The sequence below is a fragment of the Enterobacter sp. JBIWA008 genome (assembly GCF_019968765.1).
In the GTDB taxonomy this organism is placed as follows: domain Bacteria; phylum Pseudomonadota; class Gammaproteobacteria; order Enterobacterales; family Enterobacteriaceae; genus Enterobacter.
In genome coordinates this window covers 2,117,690-2,140,782 of record NZ_CP074149.1, presented here as the reverse complement: position 1 = coordinate 2,140,782, position 23,093 = coordinate 2,117,690, and the positions used below count along the sequence as shown (strand labels likewise).

Here is a 23,093-nt window from a genome sequence, read left to right as displayed (position 1 = left end):
ATGCTCTCAGGTTTATTTTCACACTCCGCGGCCGGTGCCGCGGATTTTTCACATCTGGAACAGGCCAGCGTCGAGTTTCGTCATGTGGACAAACGCTACGGCAACCATCAGGTTTTAAACGACATTAACCTCACCATCGCGCCCGGTGAAGTGGTCGCCATCCTCGGCCCTTCGGGTTCCGGTAAATCCACCCTGATTCGTCTCATCAACCAACTTGAAACCCTGAGCGACGGAGAGATTCTTGTCGACAACAAGCCTACCGCAAAGCTTTCCGGCACCGGGCTGCGCCAGCTGCGAAGCCGCGTGGGATTTGTGTTCCAGCAGTTCAATCTTTACGCCCACCTCACCGCCAGCCAGAACATCACCCTGGCGCTGGAGCACGTTCACGGCTGGAAGCCGCAGCCTGCCCAGGAGCGCGCGCTGGCCCTGCTGGAGAAGGTCGGGATGCTGGAAAAAGCCCACCATTTCCCGGCAGAGCTGTCCGGTGGACAGCAGCAGCGCGTGGCGATTGCCCGCGCCCTGGCCTCTTCACCGCAGATAATCCTGTTCGATGAACCCACCTCCGCGCTGGATCCGGAGATGATTGGCGAAGTGCTGTTTGTGATGAAAGCCCTCGCCCACAGCGGGATCACGATGATCGTGGTGACCCACGAGATGCAGTTTGCCCGGGAAATCGCCGACCGGATTGTCTTTATCGACGGCGGGCAAATTCTGGAAACGGCGCCGCCGGCACAGTTTTTCAGCCAGCCGTCGCATCCGCGCGCGCAGCGATTCCTGCAAAAGGTGTTAGACCCGCTGCATCAGGAGCATCTGTAATGCCCGCGCTCGACTGGCAGGGGGTACTGACCGGACAGCCTCTGCAGTGGATACTCTCCGGATTCCTCACCACGCTGTGGGTCACGCTTGCCGGAATGATGCTGGCCAGCCTGCTCGCACTGCTCTTTATGCTTCTGCGCCTTTCCGGCGGACGCCCCGGGAACGCGGTCGTCAGCAGCTGGGTGTCGCTGTTTCGCAATACGCCGCTGCTGGTGCAGCTGCTGTTCTGGTATTTTGCCGCCTGGAACGGGCTTCCGCAGGCGTTCCGCGACGCGGTGAACGCGGATCATAGCTGGTCAATTCTGCCCGGCGACGTCTGGTGGTTTACGCCCGAATTTTTATGTTCTGCCTGGGGGTTGGGCGTCTTTACCTCGGCATTTTTAATCGAAGAGGTGGAATCGGGGTTACGTTCCGTGCCTGCCGGACAGCGGGAGGCGGCGCTCGCGCAGGGATTCTCCGCGTGGCGTCTGTTTCGTTACATCCTTCTGCCGCAGGGCCTGGCCAACGCCTGGCAGCCTGTCGTGGGCCAGTACCTTAATCTGATGAAGCTCTCCTCGCTCGCCAGCGGAATTGGCTTTGCCGAACTCACCTATCAGGTGCGGCAAATCGAAAGCTACAACGCGCACGCGCTGGAGGCCTTTACCCTCGGTACCGCGCTCTATCTGCTGACCGGCCTGGTCATGGGGATGGTGCTGGTCCGCATCGGACCTGACTTGAAACGTAAACGCCCAGGCGACGCCACCACAGGGAGTGAAAAACATGATTGCCGGACTTAACGTCATCACCGATAACCTCGATTATCTGCTGTGGGGACGCGCGGCAACGGGTGAACCGGGGGGCGTATTGCTCTCGTTGATGATGGCTGCCGGGTCCGCCGTCATCGCTCTGCCCGGTGGGATAGTGCTCGCGTGCCTGGCCTGGCGCTTTACCGGGCTCGTGCGAAAGTCCCTCTTTTTATGGGCAGAGCTGATTCGCGGCATTCCGCTCATCTTCGTGATTTTCTGGATGTGGTATCTTCTGCCGCTTATAACCGGAGGCGATCTGCCGGGGGCACTGACCGTCACGCTGGCCCTGGCCTGGTTTACCGCGGCAACGGTGATGCACTCGGTACTGGCCGGGCTTAACGCGCTACCGTCCGGGCAGTACGAGGCCGCGCTGTCTCAGGGATTCAGCACGCAGCAAACCCTCCTGCGCGTGCTGCTGCCGCAGGCGCTGAGGAATATTCTGCCGTCGCTGGTGGGGATTTTTATCAGCCTGCTGAAGGATACGTCGCTGGCGTTTATCGTGAACGTACCGGAGCTGACCACGGTGGCGGGACAGGTCAACAACCGGGTGCAAATCTACCCGGCGGCCATTTTTATCTTTACGGGCGTGGTCTACTACCTGCTCTGCTGCTCGCTCGAGCAGCTTGCGAAGCGCTGGCGCATTACCCGGCCAGCGCTTTAACTACCGTTTCCATCGCTTCGGTTGTCAGTTCACTGCGTTTAACGCGCTGGTTCGCCAGCGCGGTACGCAGGACTCCGGCAATGACAATATGCTTTGGCTCCTGCCCTAAATCACGCATCTCGAGCACCACCTTCCCGACCACCCGGCACATCTCCTGGTACAGCGCTTCATCTCTGGTCACGTTACCCATCGTCATCACTCCATTGCCTCTTAAACGTTGAGCTTAAATGATTCTCCTGCCGGATACAAAAAAGAAGCCCGGCGAGAGACTCGCCGGGCTTCATCTGTAAAATCAGTAAATTAGTTGTTTACTGGGATCACCGCGCCTTTGTACTTAGTGCGGATCCAGTCCTGAATCTCTTTCGAGTGCAGCACGTTCACCAGCGCGACGATATCTTTCTTCTTCTCGTCACCGCGATGCACGGTAATGATGTTGGCGTACGGGTTATTTTCACCGCTCTCTACCGCAATCGGGTCGTGAACCGGATCCAGACCGGCGTCAATCGCGTAGTTGGCGTTAATCACCACCGCATCGCCTTCGTTGTTGTTGTACATCTGCGGCAGCAGAGAGGCTTCCACGTTCGGCGTGAACTTCAGCTTTTTCGGGTTCTCAACGATGTCGCTGATGCGCGCGGTCACTTTGTCGATGCCCGGCTTGAGCTTGATCACGCCCTCTTTCTCAAAGATGGAGAGAATGCGCCCCTCTTCTGAAACCGCGTCGCGCATGATGATCTTGCCACCTTCCGGCAGGTCTTTCAGCGACTTGTATTTTTTGGAGTAGATGCCGATGGGCTCAATGTGGATCGCGCCCGCGCTGACAAAATCGTAGTCTTTATCGCCCGCATGATCCTTCAGCACGCTGTTCAGGTAAGGAATGTGCTGGAAATAGTTCGCGTCGATGTCATGACCCGCCAGCGCGGTGTTCGGCAGAATGTAGTCCTGGAACGGTTTAATCTCCAGGTCGATACCCTGCTTCGCCAGAATCGGCTTAGCCTGCTCCAGAATTTCGGCGTGCGGCGTGTTGGATGCGCCCACGGTCAGGGTATCGGCCCAGGAGGCGAAGCTCAGGGCGCTCAGGGTTGCGGCGGCGATCAGTGTCAGTGTTTTTTTCATGATGTGGTTCCTGTGTGTATTTATTAGCGTTTATCTAACAGTGAAGTAATGACATCGCCGCAGAACTGGATAATGAAAACGATGATCAGAATGGTCACCGTTGCCACCAGCGTGACGTCACCATGGTTGCGCTGGAATCCTTCCAGATAAGCCAGATTTCCCAAACCGCCGGCGCCAATCACCCCCGCCATTGCGCTGTAGCTCACCAGCGCAATCAGCGTCACCGTAATACCCGATACCAGTGCGGGTGATGATTCCGGCAGTAAAACCCGAAACACTAACGTGCTCAGTCGTGCGCCCATCGAGCGCGTTGCTTCGATGACGCCTTTATCCACTTCACGCAGGGCAATTTCCACCAGGCGTGCGTAGAACGGTGCGGCGCCCACAATCAGCGCCGGCAGCGCCGCGTTGGCGCCAAGGATGGTGCCGACGACGGTCTTGGTGAACGGGATCAGCAGGACAATCAGGATGATGAACGGAATGGAACGGAACACGTTCACCACAATCGAAATGACGCTATAGACCGTGCGGTTGTGGAACAATCCGCCGCGCGCGGTTAAAAACAGCGCCAGACCCAGCACGATGCCCAGCACAAACGTCGCCACGCCGGACAGCGCGGTCATGTACAGCGTCTCCAGCGTCGCCGCCCAAAGCTGATCCCACTTCAGATGCGGAAAGAGATTCTCAGCCATGTTTAATCACCTCGCCTTCAATATCGCTGTGCTTCAGGTCGGCGAGGATATTGTTCAGTTGTTCATCGGATGCCACTACATGTACCCAGAGCTGGCCAAACACGCCGTGGGCGGTTTGCGTCATTTTCCCGTGCAGGATGTTAAACGGCAGGCCGTAGCGCAGCGTGAGTTCACCCACAATCGGCTTATGGGTGCTGTGCCCGGTAAAGGTCAGCCTTATGACCGTGCCTTCCAGATCGTTTGCCAGTTCGGTATTGAAGGTTTCCTCTTCGGCATACTGGCTCACCTGGCGGACAAACTGCTGCGTGATGGGCTGCTGCGGATGGGTAAAGACGCTCAGCACGTCGCCCTCCTCCACCACTTTACCGTTCTCCATCACCGCCACGCGGTCGCAGATTTTGCGCACCACGTGCATCTCGTGGGTGATCAGCACGATGGTCAGCCTGAAGCGGCGGTTAATATCCAGCAGCAGATCGAGGATCTGATCGGTGGTCTGCGGGTCGAGCGCGGACGTGGCTTCATCGCAGAGCAACACGTCAGGGCTGTTAGCCAAAGCGCGCGCAATACCCACGCGCTGCTTTTGCCCGCCGCTCAGCTGGGACGGGTACGCATTCTCGCGCCCCTTCAGGCCAACCAGATCCACCAGCTCGGCGACGCGCGCCTTAATGCTGGCTTTTGGCACACCGGCGATTTGCATCGAGAAAGCGATGTTCTCGCTCACCGTACGCGACCACAGCAGGTTGAAGTGCTGGAACACCATGCTGATTTTCAGGCGCGCCTGGCGCAGCGCTTCACCTTTTGCCGCAGAGATATCCTGCCCGTTAATGGTCACGCTTCCGGCGCTGGGTTTTTCCAGGCCGTTCAGCAGACGAATCAGCGTGCTTTTCCCGGCCCCGCTGTAGCCAATAATTCCGTAAATCTGTCCCTGCTCTATCGTCAAATTGACGTTATCAACGGCAGTCAGCGCGACCTTTCCGTTGTCAAAAACCTTCGAAATATTCCTGAGTACGATCATTCTTATTCTTTATCCGTTTCGCGCATGGCTGTTTAGCAGTATGGATGTCCAAACGATAGTAAACAGCCGTTATCAGCTTTTAAATGAACAAAAAAGAATGTGTTATAACTTTCGGAAATAAACAGCGGATTTACAGGGTGGGAAGTATTTAGACCAATTTCAGCAATGAATATCTGCCAAATGCATATCTTCTGGCTGACGCCCGCAAAAAACGGTCATTTTTGCAGCATTTTGTCCCGATATAGCCATCCTCACATCCAGACAACTTTACGTCTTGCTGTCCTGCCATCCATAAATGGCATTTATATTCTTTTCTGTTCTAAACGGCAGTGAATGGTTCTTTATTGAGAAAATTTCACCGCCCTATCATCCCGTCATGACATCCAGAAAGGTAAACATCATGACGATTTATCACTCCGTCACTGAACTGATTGGTCGTACCCCGCTTATCCAATTGCATAAGCTTGATACCGGTCCCTGCTCGCTGTTCCTGAAGCTGGAAAACCAGAATCCGGGCGGTTCGATTAAGGATCGCGTTGCGCTGTCGATGATTAACGAAGCGGAGCGTACCGGCCAGCTGCAGCCGGGCGGCACGATTATTGAGGCGACGGCGGGGAACACCGGTCTCGGGCTGGCGCTGATCGCCGCCCAGAAGGGCTACTCGCTGATCCTGGTGGTGCCGGACAAAATGAGCCGGGAGAAGATTTTCCACCTGCGCGCGCTGGGTGCCCAGGTGGTGCTGACCCGCTCAGACGTCAACAAGGGCCACCCCGCCTATTATCAGGATTACGCCCAGCGCCTGGCCAGCGAGCTGCCCGGCGCGTTTTACATCGACCAGTTCAATAACGAAGCCAACCCGCTGGCGCACCGGACCACCACGGCACCGGAACTGTACGAACAGCTTGACGGCCAGATCGACGCCATCGTGGTGGGCGTCGGCTCAGGCGGTACGCTGGGCGGCCTGCAGGCGTGGTTCGCCGAGCACTCGCCGCATACCGAGTTTGTCCTGGCAGACCCGGCCGGATCGGTGCTGGCCGACCAGGTTGAAACCGGACGCTACCAGGACGCGGGCTCCTGGCTGGTTGAGGGTATTGGCGAAGACTTTATTCCGCCGCTGGCCCACATTGAAGGGGTGAATCGCGCCTGGCGCATTACCGACCGCGAGGCCTTCACCACCGCGCGCGATCTGCTGAAAACGGAAGGCATTCTGGCGGGCTCCTCCAGCGGCACGCTGCTGGCGGCCGCGCTGAAATATTGCCAGGCGCAGACCACGCCGAAGCGCGTGGTGACCTTCGCCTGCGACAGCGGCAATAAGTATCTCTCGAAGATGTTCAACGACGACTGGATGCGTCAGCAAGGCCTTATCACCCGCCCTCAGGCCGGCGACCTCTCCGACTACATCGCCCTGCGCCACGATGAAGGCGCCACCGTCACCGCCGCCCCGGACGACACGCTTTCCACCGTGCTGGCACGCATGCGCCTGTATGACATCTCCCAGCTGCCGGTGCTGGAGAACGGCAAGGTGGTGGGCATTATCGACGAGTGGGATCTCCTGCGGCACATCGGCGGCGACGGCGACCGCTTCGCGCTTCCGGTGACGGCAGCCATGACGCGTCAGGTGGAGTTTCTTGATAAACACGCTCCGGAAAGCGCCCTGAACGCCATCTTCGACCGCGGCCTGGTGGCCGTGATTAATGACAACGACCGTTTTCTCGGTCTGATTACGCGCAGCGACGTTCTGACCGCCTGGCGCAACCGTCTTCAGCAATAAAGGAATCGATGATGAAAAACCTGGCAACCCTGAGCGTACACAGCGGCGAGTTCAACGACCAGCACGGCGCCGTAATGCCGCCGATTTACGCCACCTCGACGTTTTCGCAACCGTCACCCGGCGAGCATACCGGCTATGAATATTCCCGCAGCGGCAACCCTACACGCCATGCGCTGGAAACCGCCATCGCCGAACTGGAAGGCGGCACGCGCGGTTACGCCTTCGCCTCCGGTCTGGCGGCCATCTCCACGGTGCTCGAACTGCTGGACAAAGACAGCCATATTGTCGCCATTGATGACGTTTACGGCGGGACGTACCGCCTGATTGAAAACGTGCGCAAGCGCAGCACCGGCCTGCAGGTCAGCTGGGTTAAACCGGACGACCTGGCCGGGCTTGAGGCCGCCATCCGCCCGGATACCCGCATGGTGTGGGTCGAAACGCCAACCAACCCGCTTCTGAAGCTGGCGGATCTGGCGGCCATTGCGGCGATCGCCCGTCGTCATAACGTCATCAGCGTGGCGGATAACACCTTCGCGTCGCCGGTGATCCACCGTCCGCTGGAGTCGGGTTTCGATATCGTGGTGCATTCCGCCACCAAATACCTGAACGGCCATTCTGACGTGGTGGCCGGGCTGGCGATTGTCGGGGACAACAGGGAACTGGCGGATAGGCTGAGCTATCTGCAAAACGCGGTGGGCGGCGTACTGGATCCGTTCAGCAGCTTCCTGACGCTGCGCGGTATTCGCACGCTTGCGCTGAGGGTAGAAAAGCACAGCACCAACGCGCTGGCGATTGCGCAATGGCTGGAGCAGCATCCTCTGGTCGAAAAGGTGTTCTATCCCGGCCTGGAATCGCACCCGCAATACCAGCTTGCCCGCGCGCAGATGGCCCTGCCCGGTGGGATGATTTCCGTCGTGGTAAAAGGCGATGCGCAACGCGCCACCGAGGTGATTCGCAACCTGAAGTTGTTCACCCTCGCGGAAAGCCTGGGCGGCGTGGAAAGTCTGGTGAGCCAGCCTTACAGCATGACGCACGCCTCGATTCCGCTGGAGCAACGCCTGGCGAACGGCATTGTGCCGCAGCTGATCCGTCTGTCAGTCGGGATTGAAGATCCCAAAGACCTGATTGCCGACCTCAGCCAGGCGCTGCAAAAATAAGCAAAACGCGGCAGGTCAATCACCTGCCGCCATAAGTTGTCATCATGGCTTAACGCATTGATAACAATATTGTGTGAAACTGCTCAGATTATTTCTGAAACACCGTTTCCATTTTCCTTTTATCTTAAAATCAGCGTATAATGCGCGCCTAATCCCTGGTGAATGGTTTCAGCGCTTGGAATACAAAAAACAACGTACAACTTCTCCTCTCCTTCGTTGGGCTGTCACTCAGGCACACTTTCTTCTGCACGCTCATTTGATGTCTCCTATCCTTAGTGCGTGTCATATACTCTTTTGCAACACAGGTTTGACTCCGCGGCGGTGCGCCCCCGGAGCGAGATTTCCATATCCTTCCCAACTTAAAGACTAAGACTGTCATGAAAAAGACGAAAATTGTTTGTACTATCGGCCCGAAAACCGAATCTGAAGAGATGCTGACCAAAATGCTGGACGCCGGCATGAACGTGATGCGTCTGAACTTCTCCCACGGTGACTACGCAGAACACGGTCAGCGTATCCAGAACTTGCGCAACGTGATGAGCAAGACCGGTAAAAAAGCTGCGATCCTGCTGGATACCAAAGGTCCAGAAATCCGTACCATCAAACTGGAAGGCGGTAACGACGTCTCTCTGAAAGCGGGCCAGACCTTCACCTTCACCACCGACAAATCCGTTGTCGGCAACAGCGAAATCGTTGCAGTGACCTATGAAGGCTTCACCAACGACCTGTCCGTCGGTAACACCGTGCTGGTGGACGATGGTCTGATCGGTATGGAAGTCACCGCGATCGAAGGCAACAAGGTTATCTGTAAAGTGCTGAACAACGGCGACCTGGGCGAAAACAAAGGCGTTAACCTGCCGGGCGTTTCTATCGCGCTGCCAGCACTGGCTGAAAAAGACAAACAGGACCTGATCTTCGGTTGCGAACAAGGCGTTGACTTTGTTGCGGCCTCCTTCATCCGTAAGCGCTCAGACGTGGTTGAAATTCGTGAGCACCTGAAAGCGCACGGCGGCGAGAAGATCCAGATCATCTCCAAAATTGAAAACCAGGAAGGCCTGAACAACTTCGACGAAATCCTCGAAGCGTCTGACGGCATCATGGTTGCACGTGGCGACCTGGGCGTAGAAATCCCGGTTGAAGAGGTGATCTTCGCGCAGAAGATGATGATCGAGAAATGTGTTCGCGCGCGTAAAGTGGTTATCACCGCAACGCAAATGCTGGACTCCATGATCAAAAACCCACGCCCTACCCGCGCTGAAGCAGGCGACGTGGCAAACGCCATCCTTGACGGTACTGATGCCGTTATGCTGTCCGGCGAATCCGCCAAGGGTAAATATCCGCTGGAAGCGGTGACCATCATGGCCACCATCTGCGAACGTACCGACCGCGTGATGAAAAGCCGTCTGGATTACAACAACGACAGCCGCAAGCTGCGCATCACCGAAGCGGTATGCCGCGGTGCAGTAGAAACGGCTGAGAAACTGGAAGCGCCACTGATCGTGGTTGCCACCCAGGGCGGTAAATCTGCTCGCGCGGTGCGTAAATACTTCCCGGATGCGACTATCCTGGCGCTGACCACCAATGAAACCACTGCCCGCCAGCTGGTGCTGAGCAAAGGCGTGATCCCTCACCTGGTGAAAGAGATCGCCTCTACGGATGATTTCTACCGTCTGGGTAAAGAAGTGGCGCTGGAGCTGGTTGATCGTGGTCTGGCACAGAAAGGTGACGTTGTGGTCATGGTTTCTGGCGCACTGGTACCAAGCGGAACCACCAATACCGCATCTGTTCACGTGCTGTAATAATTCCCGAACGAATTAGTTTGGATAAAAAGCGCCCTTCGGGCGCTTTTTTTATTACAGGCATTAGCCAAAGTCATTCAAAATGCAAATCGGGTTTTTCTATTTAATTGCGATTTATCTAAGATGAATCCGATGATAAATGCCTTTTTTTCCTTAGATTTTTGCCCGAAAAGGGCTGATTCGATGCTTCTTTGAGCGAACGATCAAAAATAGGTGTATTCCCATCAAAAAAATATTCTCAACCCAAAAAACTTTGTGTAATACTTGTAACGCTACATGGAGATTAACTCAATCTAGAGGGTATTAATAATGAATCGTACTAAACTGGTACTGGGCGCGGTAATCCTGGGTTCTACTCTGCTGGCTGGTTGCTCCAGCAACGCTAAAATCGATCAGCTGTCTTCTGACGTTCAGACTCTGAACGCTAAAGTTGACCAGCTGAGCAACGACGTGAACGCAATGCGTTCCGACGTTCAGGCTGCTAAAGACGACGCAGCTCGCGCTAACCAGCGTCTGGACAACCAGGCTACTAAATACCGTAAGTAATAGTACCTGTTAATAAAATGGCGCACATCGTGCGCCATTTTTTTTGCCTGCGACAAACGGCTACTGCGTCACCTTCTCCCCTTCATCTTCCGCAACAGCTGCAGACACCCGACTGTTCTGCACCGACAACACGCTATTGCTGGCTGACGGAGCGCTACCTGACGACACGATAACCGGGATCCCGGCACGGCGTGACAGGGCTTTATCAATCAGCGCCTTATCGCTTCCCGCCTGAGAAACAAAGGTCGCAAAGTCGGCGGAGTGGGTAATTGGCGAGACCTGCGGATTTTCCCCTTCTACCTGCGCCAGCGGACGGTGGACTTCAATATAGCGTTTACCATCCGGCTCAACGGAGAACTTGACGGGTTCATTAATAATCTGCACACGCGTGCCCACCCGCACCTGTTCGAACAGCGCTTTGATATCCGGGGCGTTCATACGCATACAGCCGGAACTGACCCGCAGACCAACGCTGTCCGGTGCGCTGGTGCCGTGGATGAGATATTCCCCATTGCCCACGCCTAAACGCAGCGCGAAGCGTCCCAGCGGGTTATTGGGCCCGGCAGGCACCACCGGAGGTAATTTAATTCCCTGCTCCAGGGAGCGTGCTCTGATGCCCGGCGTGGGCGTCCAGGTGGGATTCGGGATCTTCTGGCTCACGCGCGTGGTCGTGACCGGCGTTTCCAGCCCCAGCTGTCCGATGCCGAGCGGGAAGACCTGAACGATGTTTTCTCCCGGCGGGAAGTAGTAAAGCCGAAGCTCTGCGAGGTTCACCACAATGCCCTCGCGCGGCGTGTCCGGCAACAGCATCTGCGACGGGATGGTAATGACGGTTCCAGGCGCAGGGTTTACCGGCGCAATGGTATTGTTCGTTTCCAGGAGCACCTGCGCCGCCGTATTAAACCGACGGGCGATGGTCTGCAGCTTATTATCCCCTTCCTGTATCGTGTAGGTTTGATTTTGCCCAATCAGGCGACTGCCTGCGGGCGGCAACGGATAGTCCATCGCGCGGGCCGAATTAAGTGCGCCGAGCGAACTGAGGAGTAATAGAGTTATGAGAGACGCGCGCTTCATGCTGAGATTCCTTATTCACTGGCAGGACGCCAGAAAGCTGAAAAACCAGCGAGGCGAGAACCACCTCGCGAAACAGAATGAATGCTGTTCTGTAAGTCTAGCTAAGGATTGCAGCTTTGGCGCGAATGGCGCGAATCATCGCTTCCAGTCCCTGAGAACGGGACGGGGTGAGGTGTTGGGTCAGGGCCATTTTTTCAAACCACGGGCGGACATCAAACGCGACAATATCCTGCGCCGACATCCGGTGATAAAGGCTAAAGACGACCGCAATAAGGCCTTTTACAATGGCCGCATCGCTGTCGCCGCGCAATTCGATAGTGCCGTCATCTGACTGCGCCATCACAATCCACACCTGGCTCTGACAGCCCTGAATACTGTTCTCCGGGCTGTGCGCCTCTTCACCGAGCGGCGATAAGCGCTGTCCCAGTTCAATGATATAGAGATACTTCTCTTCCCAGTTTGCGCAACGCGAGAAGTTGCGCAGTAATTTATCTTTGTCCGGCAGTTCCGCCATCTTTCGCCTCTCCGTTAGCCCAGCAGCTGATGAATGCGCTTAAGCCCCGCCACCAGCCTGTCGACCTCTTCCGTTGTGTTGTACATCACCAGCGACGCGCGGCACATTGCCGGTACCTGGTAAAACGCCATCAGCGGCATGGCGCAGTGGTGCCCGGTACGGACCGCCACGCCGTAGTTATCGAGAAAACTACCCACGTCATAGGCGTGATGTTTCCCGAGATTAAACGCAATCACCCCTTGCCGATCGGCAGGCCCGTAGAGGGTCAGATCCGGCACGCTGGCAAGCTCCGCAAGCGCATAGTGCATCAGCAGCTGTTCGTACTCCTGAATGCTATCAAGGCCGATTGCGGAGACATAAGACACCGCCGCCCCCAAACCGATAATCCCACCGGTGTTGGGCGTGCCCGCCTCAAAACGCCACGGCGCGCGGGCATAGGTGGTGCCTTCCGTCAGGCTAACGGTGGCGATCATTGACCCGCCCCCTTCCCACGGCGGCATCGCCTGCAGAATTGCCTCTTTTACGTACAGCACCCCAATCCCGGTAGGCCCATAGAGCTTGTGGCCTGAAAAGACGTAGAAATCACAGTCCAGCGCCTGGACGTCAACCGCGTGGTGCATCACCGCCTGAGCGCCGTCAATCAGGACCTTCGCACCGGCCTGATGAGCTTTTTCGACAATCGCTGCCACCGGGTTTTCAGTCCCGAGCACGTTGGAGACCTGGGTGACCGCCACCAGCCGGGTTTTATCGTCGAGCAATGCGTCAAGCTGGTCGAGCTGCAGCGTCCCGTCAACGTTGAGCGGAATGACCCGCAATTGCGCGCCAACGCGCTCGCAGAGCATCTGCCATGGCACGATATTGGCGTGGTGCTCCATCTGGGTGATGATGATGTTATCCCCGGCGTGGACCTGCGCGTTGCCCCAGCTGTTGGCGACAAGGTTGATCCCTTCGGTGGTTCCGCGCACGAAGACCAGCTCTTCAGGCGAGCGCGCGTTGAGGAAGGCGGCCAGCTGCGTACGCACGTTTTCCATACGCTGGGTGGCTTCCGCGCTCAGCGTGTGAATCCCCCGGTGCACGGCGGCGTAGCCATGGCGATAAAACTCGGCTTCCGCATCCACCACCTGATTCGGCTTCTGGGCGCTGGCCGCGCTGTCCAGATAGGCCAGAGGAAGACCGTTTACTTCACGGGTCAGAACCGGGAAATCTGCCCGCACTTTCTCGACGGGAAAACTCATGCTTCGCCTCCAGGCAGACGCTGACCGATACGCGCCAGCACCTGCTGTTTCAACTGACCATCGTTCAGCGCTTCCGTCAGTTCGGCGGCAAACGCATAGATAATCATTTTCTGCGCCGCCTGCTGGTCGATACCGCGGGAACGCAGGTAGAACATCTGCTCATCGTCGATGCGCCCGACCGTCGCACCGTGGCTGCACTTCACGTCGTCGGCGTAGATCTCCAGCTGCGGTTTGGTGTCCACTTCCGCCAGGCGACCTAACAGCAGATTGTTGTTGGTCATCTGCCCGTCGGTTTTAATGGCGTGCTGCGCCACGTTAATCAGTCCGTTAAACACCGCGCGACCTCTGTCGCTGACGATGGTTTTATGCAGCTGGCGGCTGTTGCAGTAGCCCTTGTTGTGCTCCAGCCAGGTGCGCGTGTCGCACACCTCTGATTTAACCGGCATCGCCAGGCTGTTGATGCGCAGCGTGGTGTTTTCACCGTTAAGCTGCGTGCTGGTATTGTGGCGCAGCACCGACCCGCCGAGGAGGAAGCTATGGCTGTACGCTGCGGCATCCTGACCCAGCACAATGTCGTTATGGGCAAAGTGGTGGCTCTGCGCATTTTCAAACCCCAGCTTGACGTGGTGAAGCTGGGCATTGGCGGCAACATTCATCGTCAGACGGGATCCGGTAAAGTGTCGGATATCGTTGAGGCTGACGTAATGTTCGATTACCGTGGCCTCCGCTCCCTCCGCCATCTCAAGATGGTGGCGATAGTGCGCGGTGTTGATTTCGTCGCCGTCCACACCCTGGGTGATATGCATCAGCAGCAGCGGTTTTGCCGGACGCTGGTTACGCTTCACGCGGATGTGCGTCACGCGGCGGGCCAGGCTCTCGGTCAGGTGCAGGAAAACCTCAGGCTGAACCGGGGCGCTCAGGGGCTGGCGCTCGTCGTTTATCTCAATCTCAAATCCGCTCCCCTGAAGGGCGTCGCTCAGCTCCGGACGGAACTCACCGTCGACAAACACCAGGCGCACGGCATCCACGCGTACTGCCAGCGCGTCACGCTGCGCAGGCGTGAGATCCGCCCGACGGGTCACAAACTCGGCGTTCAGCAGGCCATCAAGCGGGGTGTACTTCCAGTTCTCATGCTTACGCGTCGGCAGGCCGAGACGCAGCATCTGCTGAAGATGCTGCTGCGCCTGCTCAGAGCGCGTGCCGCCCTGGGCTTCAAACAGCCTGTGCCACTGCTGGAGCGCATTACTGCTGATCGGTAAGCCAGCCATAGCCCTGCTCCTCCAGTTGTTTAACCAGCGTGAAATCACCGGATTTCACAATACGCCCCTGGTAAAGCACGTGAACGTAATCCGGCTTGATGTAGTCCAGGATGCGCTGGTAGTGGGTGACGATAATGAACGAACGTTTGCCGTCGCGCAGGGAGTTCACCCCGTCAGCGACAATCTTCAGGGCGTCGATATCCAGGCCGGAGTCGGTCTCATCCAGAATGCACAGCTCGGGCTCGAGCACCGCCATCTGCAGAATGTCGTTACGCTTTTTCTCTCCGCCGGAAAAGCCAACGTTCACCGAACGGGTCAGCAGATCTTCCGGCATTTTCAGCAGCTTGATCTTCTCTTCCATCAGATCCTGGAAGTCAAAGCGGTCCAGCGCCTCCAGGCCGCGATACTTGCGCACCGCATTCAGCGCCGTCTGCAGGAAGAACTGGTTGCTGACGCCCGGAATTTCGACCGGGTACTGGAAGGCCATGAAGATGCCCTCTCCCGCTCGGTCTTCCGGAGACATCTCCAGCAGATCCTTGCCGTTAAACTCCACCGAGCCGTGGGTCACCTCATAATCTTCGCGCCCCGCCAGCGTCGCAGAAAGCGTACTTTTCCCGGAACCGTTCGGCCCCATGATGGCGTGGACTTCACCCGGCCTGACGTCAAAATTGAGGCCACGCAGGATGGCTTTGTCTTCTACGCTAACCTGTAAATCTTTAATACGTAACATGTGCTTTCCTTAACCGACGCTGTGTTCAAGACTAATGGCGAGGAGTTTCTGGGCTTCAACGGCAAATTCCAGCGGCAGTTCAGAGAACACATCCTTACAGAAGCCGTTAACGATCATTGAGATGGCGTCTTCTTCGCTGATCCCGCGCTGCAGGCAGTAGAAGAGCTGATCTTCCCCAATCCGCGACGTCGTCGCCTCGTGCTCAAGCTGGGCCGTGTTGTTACGGCACTCGACGTAGGGGAAGGTGTGCGCCCCGCAGTCTGCGCCAATCAGCATCGAGTCACACTGGGTAAAGTTTCGCGCATTGGTGGCCGTCGGCATGATTTTCACCAGCCCGCGATAGCTGTTCTGGCTATGCCCGGCAGAGATCCCTTTCGAGATGATGGTCGATTTGGTGTTTTTACCAATGTGGATCATCTTGGTGCCGGTATCGGCCTGCTGATGGCCGCTGGTCAGCGCCACCGAGTAAAACTCGCCGATGGAGTTATCCCCGCGCAGAATGCAGCTCGGGTATTTCCAGGTGATGGCGGAGCCGGTTTCTGACTGGGTCCACGACATCTTGCTGTTTTCGCCTTCGCACAGCGCGCGCTTGGTGACAAAGTTCAGGATACCGCCGGTATTGCCGTCGCCCGGGAACCAGTTTTGCACCGTGGAGTATTTCACCTCGGCATCTTTGTGGATGATGACCTCCACCACCGCCGCGTGCAGCTGGTAGCTGTCGCGAACCGGGGCGGAGCACCCTTCGATATAGCTGACGTAGCTGCCTTCATCCGCGACCAGAATCGTGCGTTCGAACTGGCCGGTTTTTTCGGCATTGATGCGGAAATAGGTGGAAAGCTCCATCGGACAGCGCACGCCTTTCGGCACGTAGATAAAGGTGCCGTCAGAGGCTACCGCCGCGTTGAGCGCCGCAAAGAAGTTGTCGTTAGAGGGCACCACGGTCCCAATGTATTTTTTCACCAGTTCCGGATGATCGTGAATCGCTTCGCCGAAGGAGCAGAAAATGATCCCCTGCTCTGCCAGCTTCTCACGGTAGGTGGTCGCCACCGAGACGGAGTCGAAAATGGCGTCCACCGCCACCTCTTTCCCTTCGCGAACGGGCACGCCCAGCTGGTTAAAGGCTTCTTCCACCTCTTTGCTGAGGAAGCTGTTCTCGGCACCGGTTTGCTGCACCGCCCCCGGCTGGGAGGCGCAGGTATCGTCACAGCTTCCGCAGGAGGGCGCGGAGTAGTAGCTGTAATCCTGATAGTTCAGCTTGTCGTAATGCGCTTTCAGCCAGTGCGGCTCTTCCATCTCCAGCCAGGCGCGGAAGGCGCTCAGGCGAAACTCCAGCATCCACTCCGGCTCGTTGCGTTTCGCCGAGATCGCCCGCACGACATCTTCGTTAATGCCTTTCGCCAGCTCATCGGTCTGCAGCTGGGTGAAGAACCCCTCTTTATAGTTGAGGTGCCCACCGCTCCAGGTATTTACATCACTCGTTGCTTCAGTATTACGAGACATAGTACCGCCTATACCCCAAAGCTTTCGCCGCAGCCGCATTCGTTCTGGGCTTTCGGGTTATGAAATTTGAATAACTGGTTTAAGCCTTCGCGGACGTAGTCCACTTCGGTACCGTCAATAAACGGCATGGCCTGCAGCGCGACGTACAGTTTCGCGCCGTCAGTCTCGAACACCAGGTCATCTTTCTCGGGTTCGGTGACGGTGTCGAGCACGTAACCGAAGCCCGCGCAGCCGGTCTGTTTGACACCCAAACGTACGCCGAGGATCTCGGGCTTTTTCGCCACCAGTTCGTGTATGTGTGCCGCCGCCGCTGGCGTGAGCGTTAAACCGCGCCAGGCAAAATCGGCAGGATTAAAGGTTTCTGAATGCAGTTCCATAGGTCCACCTCATCTGATAAGCCATCAGGGCATAACACCATGTTAGTGATAACGATTATCACTTCAACCCTCTGTCAGCAGGGGCATTCGGCTAAACCGCCCTTTTTGCCTACTTTTATTAAGCATAGACCCTGTGAGAGGATGCAGTCAGGATGGATGTATTTGTTCAATGCATTGATTAATAATGCATTTCATCGCGGCATTTATGACGGGGAAGAGAAAAGTAAAATATGCATCGGAAATGCCTATTTTTAAGATAGCTTTTGCTCAGAAAATGACAAAAAAAGGCCCTCTGGGCCTCTGACGATCAGTGATGAAATGAGACAGCAAACCCCTGTTCACGCCAGTGGTCGAGCTGTTCCTGCTGTCGAGGCGTTGGGGATTTCCCCGACCAGACGAAGATTTTTTGCCCAGGGAACAGTTCAGGACGCGGCGAATCAATAGGTTCTGCCAGGACGTCAATGTGCCAGCCCTTCTGCGATAAGCGCGCGGCTTCCAGCCACAGGTGGGTGCGGTCATCACATTCCCAGCCAATCAGGAGTGCGTCTTTACCGGGTTTTTTGCGGGACTCCGACAGGCTTGCAACCGCGAATTCGATCAGTACGCCGTCAAACAGGCTAGCCATGTGACGCACGGTGTTTTGATCCTGGTTCATGCGCTGACGAACCGGAGAGATAATATTGTCAATCAGCGCGTCTATCGCGTGATCGCGGCGGAATTCGCCGATTTTGGCGCGCAGCTTTGCCGGGCTGGCGTAACGCAGAACGGACATCATCTCTTCCTGGAACGAGACCCAGTTACCCGGAGTCAACACTTCTTTGTTTTCCAGCAAGGCTTTGACTTTTCCGACCGAGACGCCGCTTTTCATCAGGCGCTTGATCTCTTCAATACGCAGGATATCTTCATCGTCAAACTGACGATGACCTCCTTCACTTCGCTGCGGCTTCAACAATCCATAACGGCGCTGCCAGGCACGCAGCGTAACGGGGTTGATACCGCATCGTTCGGCCACTTCGCCGATACTGTAATAGGCCATTAACTCCCTCACGCTCAGAACTTCCATACCTAACTACACCAACCTTATCAGATTGTACACACCATTTGTATAACTAAGACCGCATTTAGAACGAGTGAACGGGCTTCTTTTCAATCCACCTGTTAATACATTGTTGTATAAAATTATCCGTTCGTACAGTTAAGTCTTCCGGATTGTGTACAGCTTTATCAGAAGTCGAACTTTTTCTCCGGCCACGCTATCGCGGGAATACCGCCGTGTCGCGGGCTGGCAAAAAGATGCCCCTGGAACTGGGAAATCCCCGCGGACTCCAGCCACATCCACTCTTCAGCCTTCTCTACTCCCACCGCGCAGAACTGGATCTCAAGGGAGGAGCAACATTTGATAATCGCCTGAATAATGGCCTGCCGGGGGCCACTTTTGTGCACGTCCGCGACCAGATCGCGATTAATCTTAATTCTGTCAGGCTGGAAGCGGGCCAGCAGCTGCAGCCCGGCAAAACCGGCACCGAAATGATCGATCGTTACGCTGAGGCCCGCACTTTTGAGCTGCCTGACCGAATCCGTGAATTCATCAAAACGGGAAATAGCTTCACTCTCGGTAAACTCCACCACGATTTGTTCGGGTACAAAACCGTTTGCTTCAATCGCGGTGAGCAGGAAATCCACGGCGTTGGGAATGTTAACCAGCGTCATGGGCAGCAGGTTAAGGGATAGCGTCTGGTCCTGTAACCCCAGCGCGCTGGCCATGGAAAGTGCTACCTGCTTGCTCTGCAAATCAGATGCATATACTTCGTCACGCGGGCGGTTAGCGAAATAGACCCCCGGTGGGTCACCGTCAGGGGTGCGAAGAAGCGCCTCCCAGGAGACGACCTGCTGCATAAACGGATCGACTATCGGCTGAAACGCAAAGCTGCAATCCGCCCCCTTCGCGACCACCTCAGGCTGTGCGGACAGGGGCGTTTCTTCGCGAACGAATTCCCAGGAATCCGCAGGCGGCAGTTCAAAATAGTTCGCTTTTTCCGTGGCCTCGACAAAGGTGCGGAAAAACTGCAGCGGGCGGTCGTTATAGGTCAGCTGGTAACGCGTCGTTCCTTTGTTGAGCACCTGCTGCAGCACCTCATCCCTGTAGAACTGGCGTAAATCAAACAGCTCCATGCCTACGTTGCCAAAACGTCGGACAGGCCCGTGGTCGCACATCAGCTCCACCACGTTATGGTGGCGCGGGTCGCTGCAGATCTGCTCATAGATGGCAGAAACGTGTTCCACTGGCCCTTCAAGCAGTTGAAAAAAATGTGTGCCGTTAAACAGCAGGATGCCCGTGACGTTGGATTGCCGGTTTTTACTATTTGCAGCAGCGACCATTGCTTCCAGCGCCTTCACTGGAACGTCTTCGCAGATATGACTGCGGTAAATGATGGTTGTTAGCATGCGATTCCTGGGGTTAGGTTTTTGGCCACAAAAGAGGTGGATAAAGATCTCTTATAGCACATTAATTGCCTGACAAATAATTTACATCTCAACCATTTACGGCATTTAATGACACTTTTTCCTGAGGTGTACAACTTACCAGCGCCAGACCTTTTTGTACAATATATCCTGTAACATTACCGGTTTATGAAAAGATTGTAACTTAATGAAAATAAAGAAATTTATAAAATATATCATAAAAATATTAAAAATCTGTACATTTTAAGTGTACAGATTTAGAAATTATGTATACCTTAATTGTAACGTTAGTGATTACAAAATTTTACAGGAGCGAAACATGCAGCAGAAAGGTTACGCCACAGATTCCGCAGCAGCGATCGCACAGTACTTCGAAAAAGCCGCGCTTCCTACCCAGCAGGAGACGCTGGGCCAGGTAGTGGTAGAAATTCTCAGCGACGGGCGGAATCTGAATCGCAAATCGCTCTGTACCAAACTTCTCAGCCGCCTCGAAAAGGCCGAAGGGCCGGAAGAGGAAGAGCATTACCACATGCTGCTTGGTCTGCTCTTCGAACGATAACGTGATGAATAGCAGTGACGCAGATCGACTGATCGACCAGCTTATCGGTGAAGCCGTTCTCTCTCTTCTGAAAGAGCGGGGGCCAGTGACAACCGAAGGATTGCTGCAGCGTCTGCGGGTAATGAAAGAACATGAAAAGGATCCCCGGCGGCGGGAGACACTTGCGGTGGTGATTGCCGAGATCGGCTCAAACAGCATCGCCTTTACACGTCGCAGAACCGCGCAAGGACGAACGAAAAGAGAGGGACCTCTCAACGTTAACAGAGACAATGTAGTGCCGTTATTTGGAAGTGGAAAACCGTCCGACCCAAAAAAAATACATTGACTGCAATTTAACAGCTACGGTGAGAACAAATGAGACAAAATATTCAGCTTCAACCCGAATACCACTCTGCTTTTTTAGACAGTGCGCTGTCGGAATATTTCCGTCACGCAGGCGATCGTTTTGCTGAAGAGTCCGCTGTTTTTTCTACTGCAGTACGCTGTGTTCTGGCCTCCGAAGGCCATCTGTCCAACAAAGCGATAATCCTCTGGCTCATTCAGACGCTGGAAGCGACCCACGATGTTGTCCAGGCGGATGTGATTCGCAAGACCCTGGAAATCGTGGTGGGTTACACAATGGACGACCTGTAATTTCACGGCCACTCATCCTGCTTTCGTGTCATCGTCAAAACTGACGAATGTTCTGACGATGACACGCGCCTTCCCCGCTTAACACCCTGTAAAACCAGCAAAGCCAACCTGGCACGGTTCCTGCTTACCTCCGCTTACGGGACTGGGTTTTCCAGTCAACTTTGCTTCATTTCTTAACAGGTCTGTTATTGATGAAAAAGATCGCCAGCGTCTGCCCGTACTGCGGTGCAGGCTGTAAATTAAACCTTGTCGTTGAAAATAACCGTATCATCCGTGCCGAAGCCGCAGAGGGCGTCACAAACCAGGGCACCCTGTGTCTGAAAGGCTTTTACGGCTGGGACTTCCTCAACGATACCCGTCTCCTCACCCCGCGCCTGACCCAGCCGATGATCCGCTACCGCAAAGGCGAGGCATTCACTCCCGTTACCTGGGAAGAGGCTATCCGCTACACCGCCCACAGGCTCAGCAGCATTAAAGCGCAGCACGGGCCGCGGTCGATCATGACCACCGGATCCTCTCGCGGAACCGGCAATGAAACAAACTATGTGATGCAAAAATTTGCCCGCGCTGTGCTGAACACCAACAACGTGGACTGCTGCGCGCGCGTTTGTCACGGCCCTTCCGTGGCCGGTTTACAGGAAACGCTCGGCAACGGCGCGATGAGCAACTCAATCAACGATATTGAAAACTCAAAATGCCTGCTGGTGTTTGGCTATAACTGCGCGGACTCCCACCCTATCGTCGCCCGACGCGTGCTGAAAGCGCGGGAAAACGGCGCAAAAATTATCGTCTGCGATCCGCGGCGCATTGAAACGGCGCGCATCGCCGACCAGCATCTGCAGCTGAAAAACGGCAGCAACATGGCGCTGGTGAACGCCTTTGGCTATGTGCTGCTGGAAGAGGAGCTCTACGACAAAAGCTATGTGGCGCGCTTCACGGAGGGGCTTGAGGCCTACCGCCAGACGGTGAAAGACTATGCGCCGGAGAAGGTTGAGCATCTTACCGGCGTTCCCGCCCGTGACGTTCGCCAGGCAATGCGCACCTTCGCGGCGGCCCCTTCCGCCACCGTGATGTGGGGTATGGGCGTAACCCAGTTTGGTCAGGCTGTGGATGTGGTCAAAGGGCTTTCCAGCCTGGCGCTGCTGACCGGCAACCTCGGCCGCCCTGCCGTCGGCGTCGGGCCGGTGCGCGGACAAAACAACGTTCAGGGCGCCTGCGATATGGGTGTTCTGCCGAATATGTTCCCGGGCTATCAGAATGTAACCGATCCAGCGGTCAGGCAGAAGTTTGCCGATGCCTGGGGAATTGACGTCAATAATATGGACGCTCGGGTCGGAACGCGCATTACCGAGGTGCCCCATCTGGCGCTGGAAGGCAAGGTCAAGGCCTACTACATCATGGGGGAAGACCCGCTTCAGACCGAAGCCGATCTCGGTCTCGTTCGCAGCGGTTTTGAGGCGCTCGACTTCGTCGTGGTTCAGGACATCTTTATGACCAAAACGGCAGAAGTGGCGGACGTTCTGCTCCCGGCCACCTCCTGGGGTGAGCACGGCGGCGTCTTTACCTGTGCCGATCGCGGGTTCCAGCGTTTTGGTAAAGCCATTGATGCCAGCGGTAACGTGAAGCGCGACTGGGAGATCATCAGCCTGCTCGCCACCGAGATGGGCTACCCGATGCATTATGACTCTAACCAGCAGATCTGGGATGAGATGCGCGAGCTGTGCCCGCTCTTCTACGGCGTGACCTATGAAAAAATGGGCGAGATGGGTCACGTACAGTGGCCGTGCCCGACGCTGGATCATCCGGGAACGCCGTACCTGTACAAAGACAATCAGTTCGACACCCCAACCGGTAAGGGGCAGCTCTTTGCCGCGCCGTGGCGCGCGCCGGCGGAAACGCCTGATGACGACTATCCGCTGGTGCTGTGTACGGTACGCGAGGTGGGGCATTACTCCTGTCGCTCAATGACCGGGAACTGCGCCGCGCTGCAAAGCCTGGCCGACGAGCCGGGCCGGGTGCAAATGCACCCTTCCGATGCTGACAGACTGGGCATTACGGACGGACAGCTGGTCTGGGTACGTTCACGCCGCGGCAAAGTGATAACCCGCGCCAGCATCAGCGAGCGTATCAACGCCGGGGCCGTCTACATGACCTATCAGTGGTGGATTGGCGCCTGCAACGAGCTGACCCAGGATAACCTCGATCCCATCTCCAAAACGCCGGAAACAAAGTACTGCGCGGTGCAGCTCGAGGCAATTGAGGATCAGCGTTGGGCGGAGAACTATGCAGCGTCTGCATATCAGTCCATGAAGTCGCGGTTGATTAGTGCGCTCAACGTCTGAGGAAAATACCGGGTGCGCTATGCGAACCCGGTAATAGTTAACTCATCTCTCG

Annotated in this window: 24 protein-coding genes; 11 read left to right on the top strand and 13 right to left on the bottom strand. The window is 56.1% G+C overall.

The genetic code is table 11. The features are described from left to right. Genes KGP24_RS10445 through KGP24_RS10435 form a run of 3 tightly spaced genes read left to right on the top strand, consistent with a single transcriptional unit; the run spans position 1 to position 2,262 of the window. Positions 1 to 816, top strand: coding sequence for an amino acid ABC transporter ATP-binding protein (locus KGP24_RS10445; protein WP_223563255.1), 816 nt, complete (start codon positions 1 to 3; stop codon positions 814 to 816). Next, on the top strand, positions 816 to 1,592 hold the full coding sequence (locus tag KGP24_RS10440; RefSeq protein WP_223563254.1) for an amino acid ABC transporter permease: 777 nt from the start codon (positions 816 to 818) through the stop codon (positions 1,590 to 1,592). The genes KGP24_RS10445 and KGP24_RS10440 overlap by 1 nt, the downstream gene beginning before the upstream one ends. Then, on the top strand, positions 1,576 to 2,262 hold the full coding sequence (locus KGP24_RS10435) for an amino acid ABC transporter permease (RefSeq protein ID WP_223563253.1): 687 nt from the start codon (positions 1,576 to 1,578) through the stop codon (positions 2,260 to 2,262). Before KGP24_RS10440 ends, KGP24_RS10435 begins: the two co-directional genes overlap by 17 nt. Here the strand turns inward: KGP24_RS10435 and fumD are convergent. The 4 genes from fumD to KGP24_RS10415 form a co-directional block, all read right to left on the bottom strand. After that, on the bottom strand, positions 2,243 to 2,452 hold the full coding sequence (fumD, locus tag KGP24_RS10430; RefSeq protein WP_223563252.1) for a fumarate hydratase FumD: 210 nt from the start codon (positions 2,450 to 2,452) through the stop codon (positions 2,243 to 2,245). The two genes, KGP24_RS10435 and fumD, sit on opposite strands and share 20 nt — an antisense overlap. 110 nt (positions 2,453 to 2,562) lie before the next feature. After that, positions 2,563 to 3,375 (bottom strand): MetQ/NlpA family ABC transporter substrate-binding protein, encoded by an 813-nt coding sequence (locus KGP24_RS10425; protein ID WP_008500616.1) that lies wholly within the window; start codon positions 3,373 to 3,375, stop codon positions 2,563 to 2,565. 23 nt (positions 3,376 to 3,398) lie between these two features. Next, positions 3,399 to 4,067, bottom strand: coding sequence for a methionine ABC transporter permease (locus KGP24_RS10420; protein WP_008500617.1), 669 nt, complete (start codon positions 4,065 to 4,067; stop codon positions 3,399 to 3,401). Then, positions 4,060 to 5,082: an ATP-binding cassette domain-containing protein gene (locus tag KGP24_RS10415; protein ID WP_223563251.1), complete on the bottom strand. Its 1,023-nt coding sequence runs from the start codon at positions 5,080 to 5,082 to the stop codon at positions 4,060 to 4,062. The genes KGP24_RS10420 and KGP24_RS10415 overlap by 8 nt, the downstream gene beginning before the upstream one ends. Positions 5,083 to 5,482: 400 nt before the next feature. Between KGP24_RS10415 and KGP24_RS10410 the strand changes: the two genes are divergently transcribed. The 4 genes from KGP24_RS10410 to lpp all read left to right on the top strand — a co-directional run bounded on the left by KGP24_RS10410 (position 5,483) and on the right by lpp (position 10,355). Then, complete coding sequence (locus tag KGP24_RS10410; protein ID WP_223563250.1) at positions 5,483 to 6,853, top strand: cystathionine beta-synthase; 1,371 nt, start codon at positions 5,483 to 5,485, stop codon at positions 6,851 to 6,853. 11 nt (positions 6,854 to 6,864) lie between these two features. Further along, entirely contained in the window at positions 6,865 to 8,010 is a 1,146-nt protein-coding gene (locus KGP24_RS10405; RefSeq protein ID WP_223563480.1) for a PLP-dependent aspartate aminotransferase family protein, read from the top strand. 377 nt (positions 8,011 to 8,387) lie between these two features. Beyond that, entirely contained in the window at positions 8,388 to 9,809 is a 1,422-nt protein-coding gene (gene pykF, locus KGP24_RS10400; protein WP_023311333.1) for a pyruvate kinase PykF, read from the top strand. A 309-nt stretch (positions 9,810 to 10,118) separates the two neighbouring features. Then, on the top strand, positions 10,119 to 10,355 hold the full coding sequence (lpp, locus tag KGP24_RS10395; RefSeq protein WP_001082307.1) for a murein lipoprotein Lpp: 237 nt from the start codon (positions 10,119 to 10,121) through the stop codon (positions 10,353 to 10,355). 60 nt (positions 10,356 to 10,415) lie between these two features. On the opposite strand, the gene KGP24_RS10390 is transcribed toward lpp, so the two are convergent. The 9 genes from KGP24_RS10390 to KGP24_RS10350 all read right to left on the bottom strand — a co-directional run bounded on the left by KGP24_RS10390 (position 10,416) and on the right by KGP24_RS10350 (position 19,489). Beyond that, on the bottom strand, positions 10,416 to 11,429 hold the full coding sequence (locus tag KGP24_RS10390; protein WP_223563249.1) for a L,D-transpeptidase family protein: 1,014 nt from the start codon (positions 11,427 to 11,429) through the stop codon (positions 10,416 to 10,418). A 97-nt stretch (positions 11,430 to 11,526) separates the two neighbouring features. Next, positions 11,527 to 11,943 carry a cysteine desulfuration protein SufE gene (sufE, locus tag KGP24_RS10385; protein WP_223563248.1) on the bottom strand — a complete coding sequence of 139 codons (417 nt, stop codon included), beginning with the start codon at positions 11,941 to 11,943 and terminating at the stop codon, positions 11,527 to 11,529. Positions 11,944 to 11,957: 14 nt separating this feature from the next. After that, positions 11,958 to 13,178, bottom strand: a complete 1,221-nt coding sequence (sufS, locus tag KGP24_RS10380; RefSeq protein ID WP_223563247.1) for a cysteine desulfurase SufS — start codon at positions 13,176 to 13,178, stop codon at positions 11,958 to 11,960. After that, positions 13,175 to 14,446 carry a Fe-S cluster assembly protein SufD gene (gene sufD / locus KGP24_RS10375; RefSeq protein ID WP_223563246.1) on the bottom strand — a complete coding sequence of 424 codons (1,272 nt, stop codon included), beginning with the start codon at positions 14,444 to 14,446 and terminating at the stop codon, positions 13,175 to 13,177. The genes sufS and sufD overlap by 4 nt, the downstream gene beginning before the upstream one ends. Further along, a complete protein-coding gene (gene sufC, locus KGP24_RS10370) occupies positions 14,421 to 15,167 on the bottom strand; it encodes a Fe-S cluster assembly ATPase SufC (protein WP_223563245.1) in 747 nt (248 codons plus the stop codon). The genes sufD and sufC overlap by 26 nt, the downstream gene beginning before the upstream one ends. A gap of 9 nt (positions 15,168 to 15,176) precedes the next feature. After that, the gene (gene sufB, locus KGP24_RS10365) at positions 15,177 to 16,667 is read right to left on the bottom strand and encodes a Fe-S cluster assembly protein SufB (protein ID WP_032657798.1); all 1,491 of its coding nucleotides are present in this window, start codon (positions 16,665 to 16,667) and stop codon (positions 15,177 to 15,179) included. 8 nt (positions 16,668 to 16,675) lie between these two features. Continuing rightward, positions 16,676 to 17,044 carry a Fe-S cluster assembly scaffold SufA gene (gene sufA / locus KGP24_RS10360; RefSeq protein ID WP_008500631.1) on the bottom strand — a complete coding sequence of 123 codons (369 nt, stop codon included), beginning with the start codon at positions 17,042 to 17,044 and terminating at the stop codon, positions 16,676 to 16,678. A 307-nt stretch (positions 17,045 to 17,351) separates the two neighbouring features. Beyond that, a complete protein-coding gene (locus KGP24_RS10355; RefSeq protein WP_223563244.1) occupies positions 17,352 to 18,080 on the bottom strand; it encodes a MerR family transcriptional regulator in 729 nt (242 codons plus the stop codon). A gap of 188 nt (positions 18,081 to 18,268) precedes the next feature. Then, positions 18,269 to 19,489 carry a diguanylate phosphodiesterase gene (locus KGP24_RS10350; RefSeq protein ID WP_223563243.1) on the bottom strand — a complete coding sequence of 407 codons (1,221 nt, stop codon included), beginning with the start codon at positions 19,487 to 19,489 and terminating at the stop codon, positions 18,269 to 18,271. A gap of 337 nt (positions 19,490 to 19,826) precedes the next feature. On the opposite strand from KGP24_RS10350, the gene ycgZ reads away from it, so the two are divergent. From ycgZ to fdhF, 4 genes are all read left to right on the top strand, one after another. Next, positions 19,827 to 20,066, top strand: a complete 240-nt coding sequence (gene ycgZ / locus KGP24_RS10345) for a regulatory protein YcgZ (RefSeq protein WP_023335405.1) — start codon at positions 19,827 to 19,829, stop codon at positions 20,064 to 20,066. 4 nt (positions 20,067 to 20,070) lie between these two features. Further along, a complete protein-coding gene (locus tag KGP24_RS10340; protein ID WP_223563242.1) occupies positions 20,071 to 20,391 on the top strand; it encodes a hypothetical protein in 321 nt (106 codons plus the stop codon). A gap of 29 nt (positions 20,392 to 20,420) precedes the next feature. Further along, the gene (locus KGP24_RS10335) at positions 20,421 to 20,699 is read left to right on the top strand and encodes a biofilm/acid-resistance regulator YmgB/AriR (RefSeq protein WP_023311323.1); all 279 of its coding nucleotides are present in this window, start codon (positions 20,421 to 20,423) and stop codon (positions 20,697 to 20,699) included. A 191-nt stretch (positions 20,700 to 20,890) separates the two neighbouring features. Further along, on the top strand, positions 20,891 to 23,041 hold the full coding sequence (fdhF, locus tag KGP24_RS10330) for a formate dehydrogenase subunit alpha (RefSeq protein ID WP_223563241.1): 2,151 nt from the start codon (positions 20,891 to 20,893) through the stop codon (positions 23,039 to 23,041). Positions 23,042 to 23,093 lie beyond the last annotated feature (52 nt).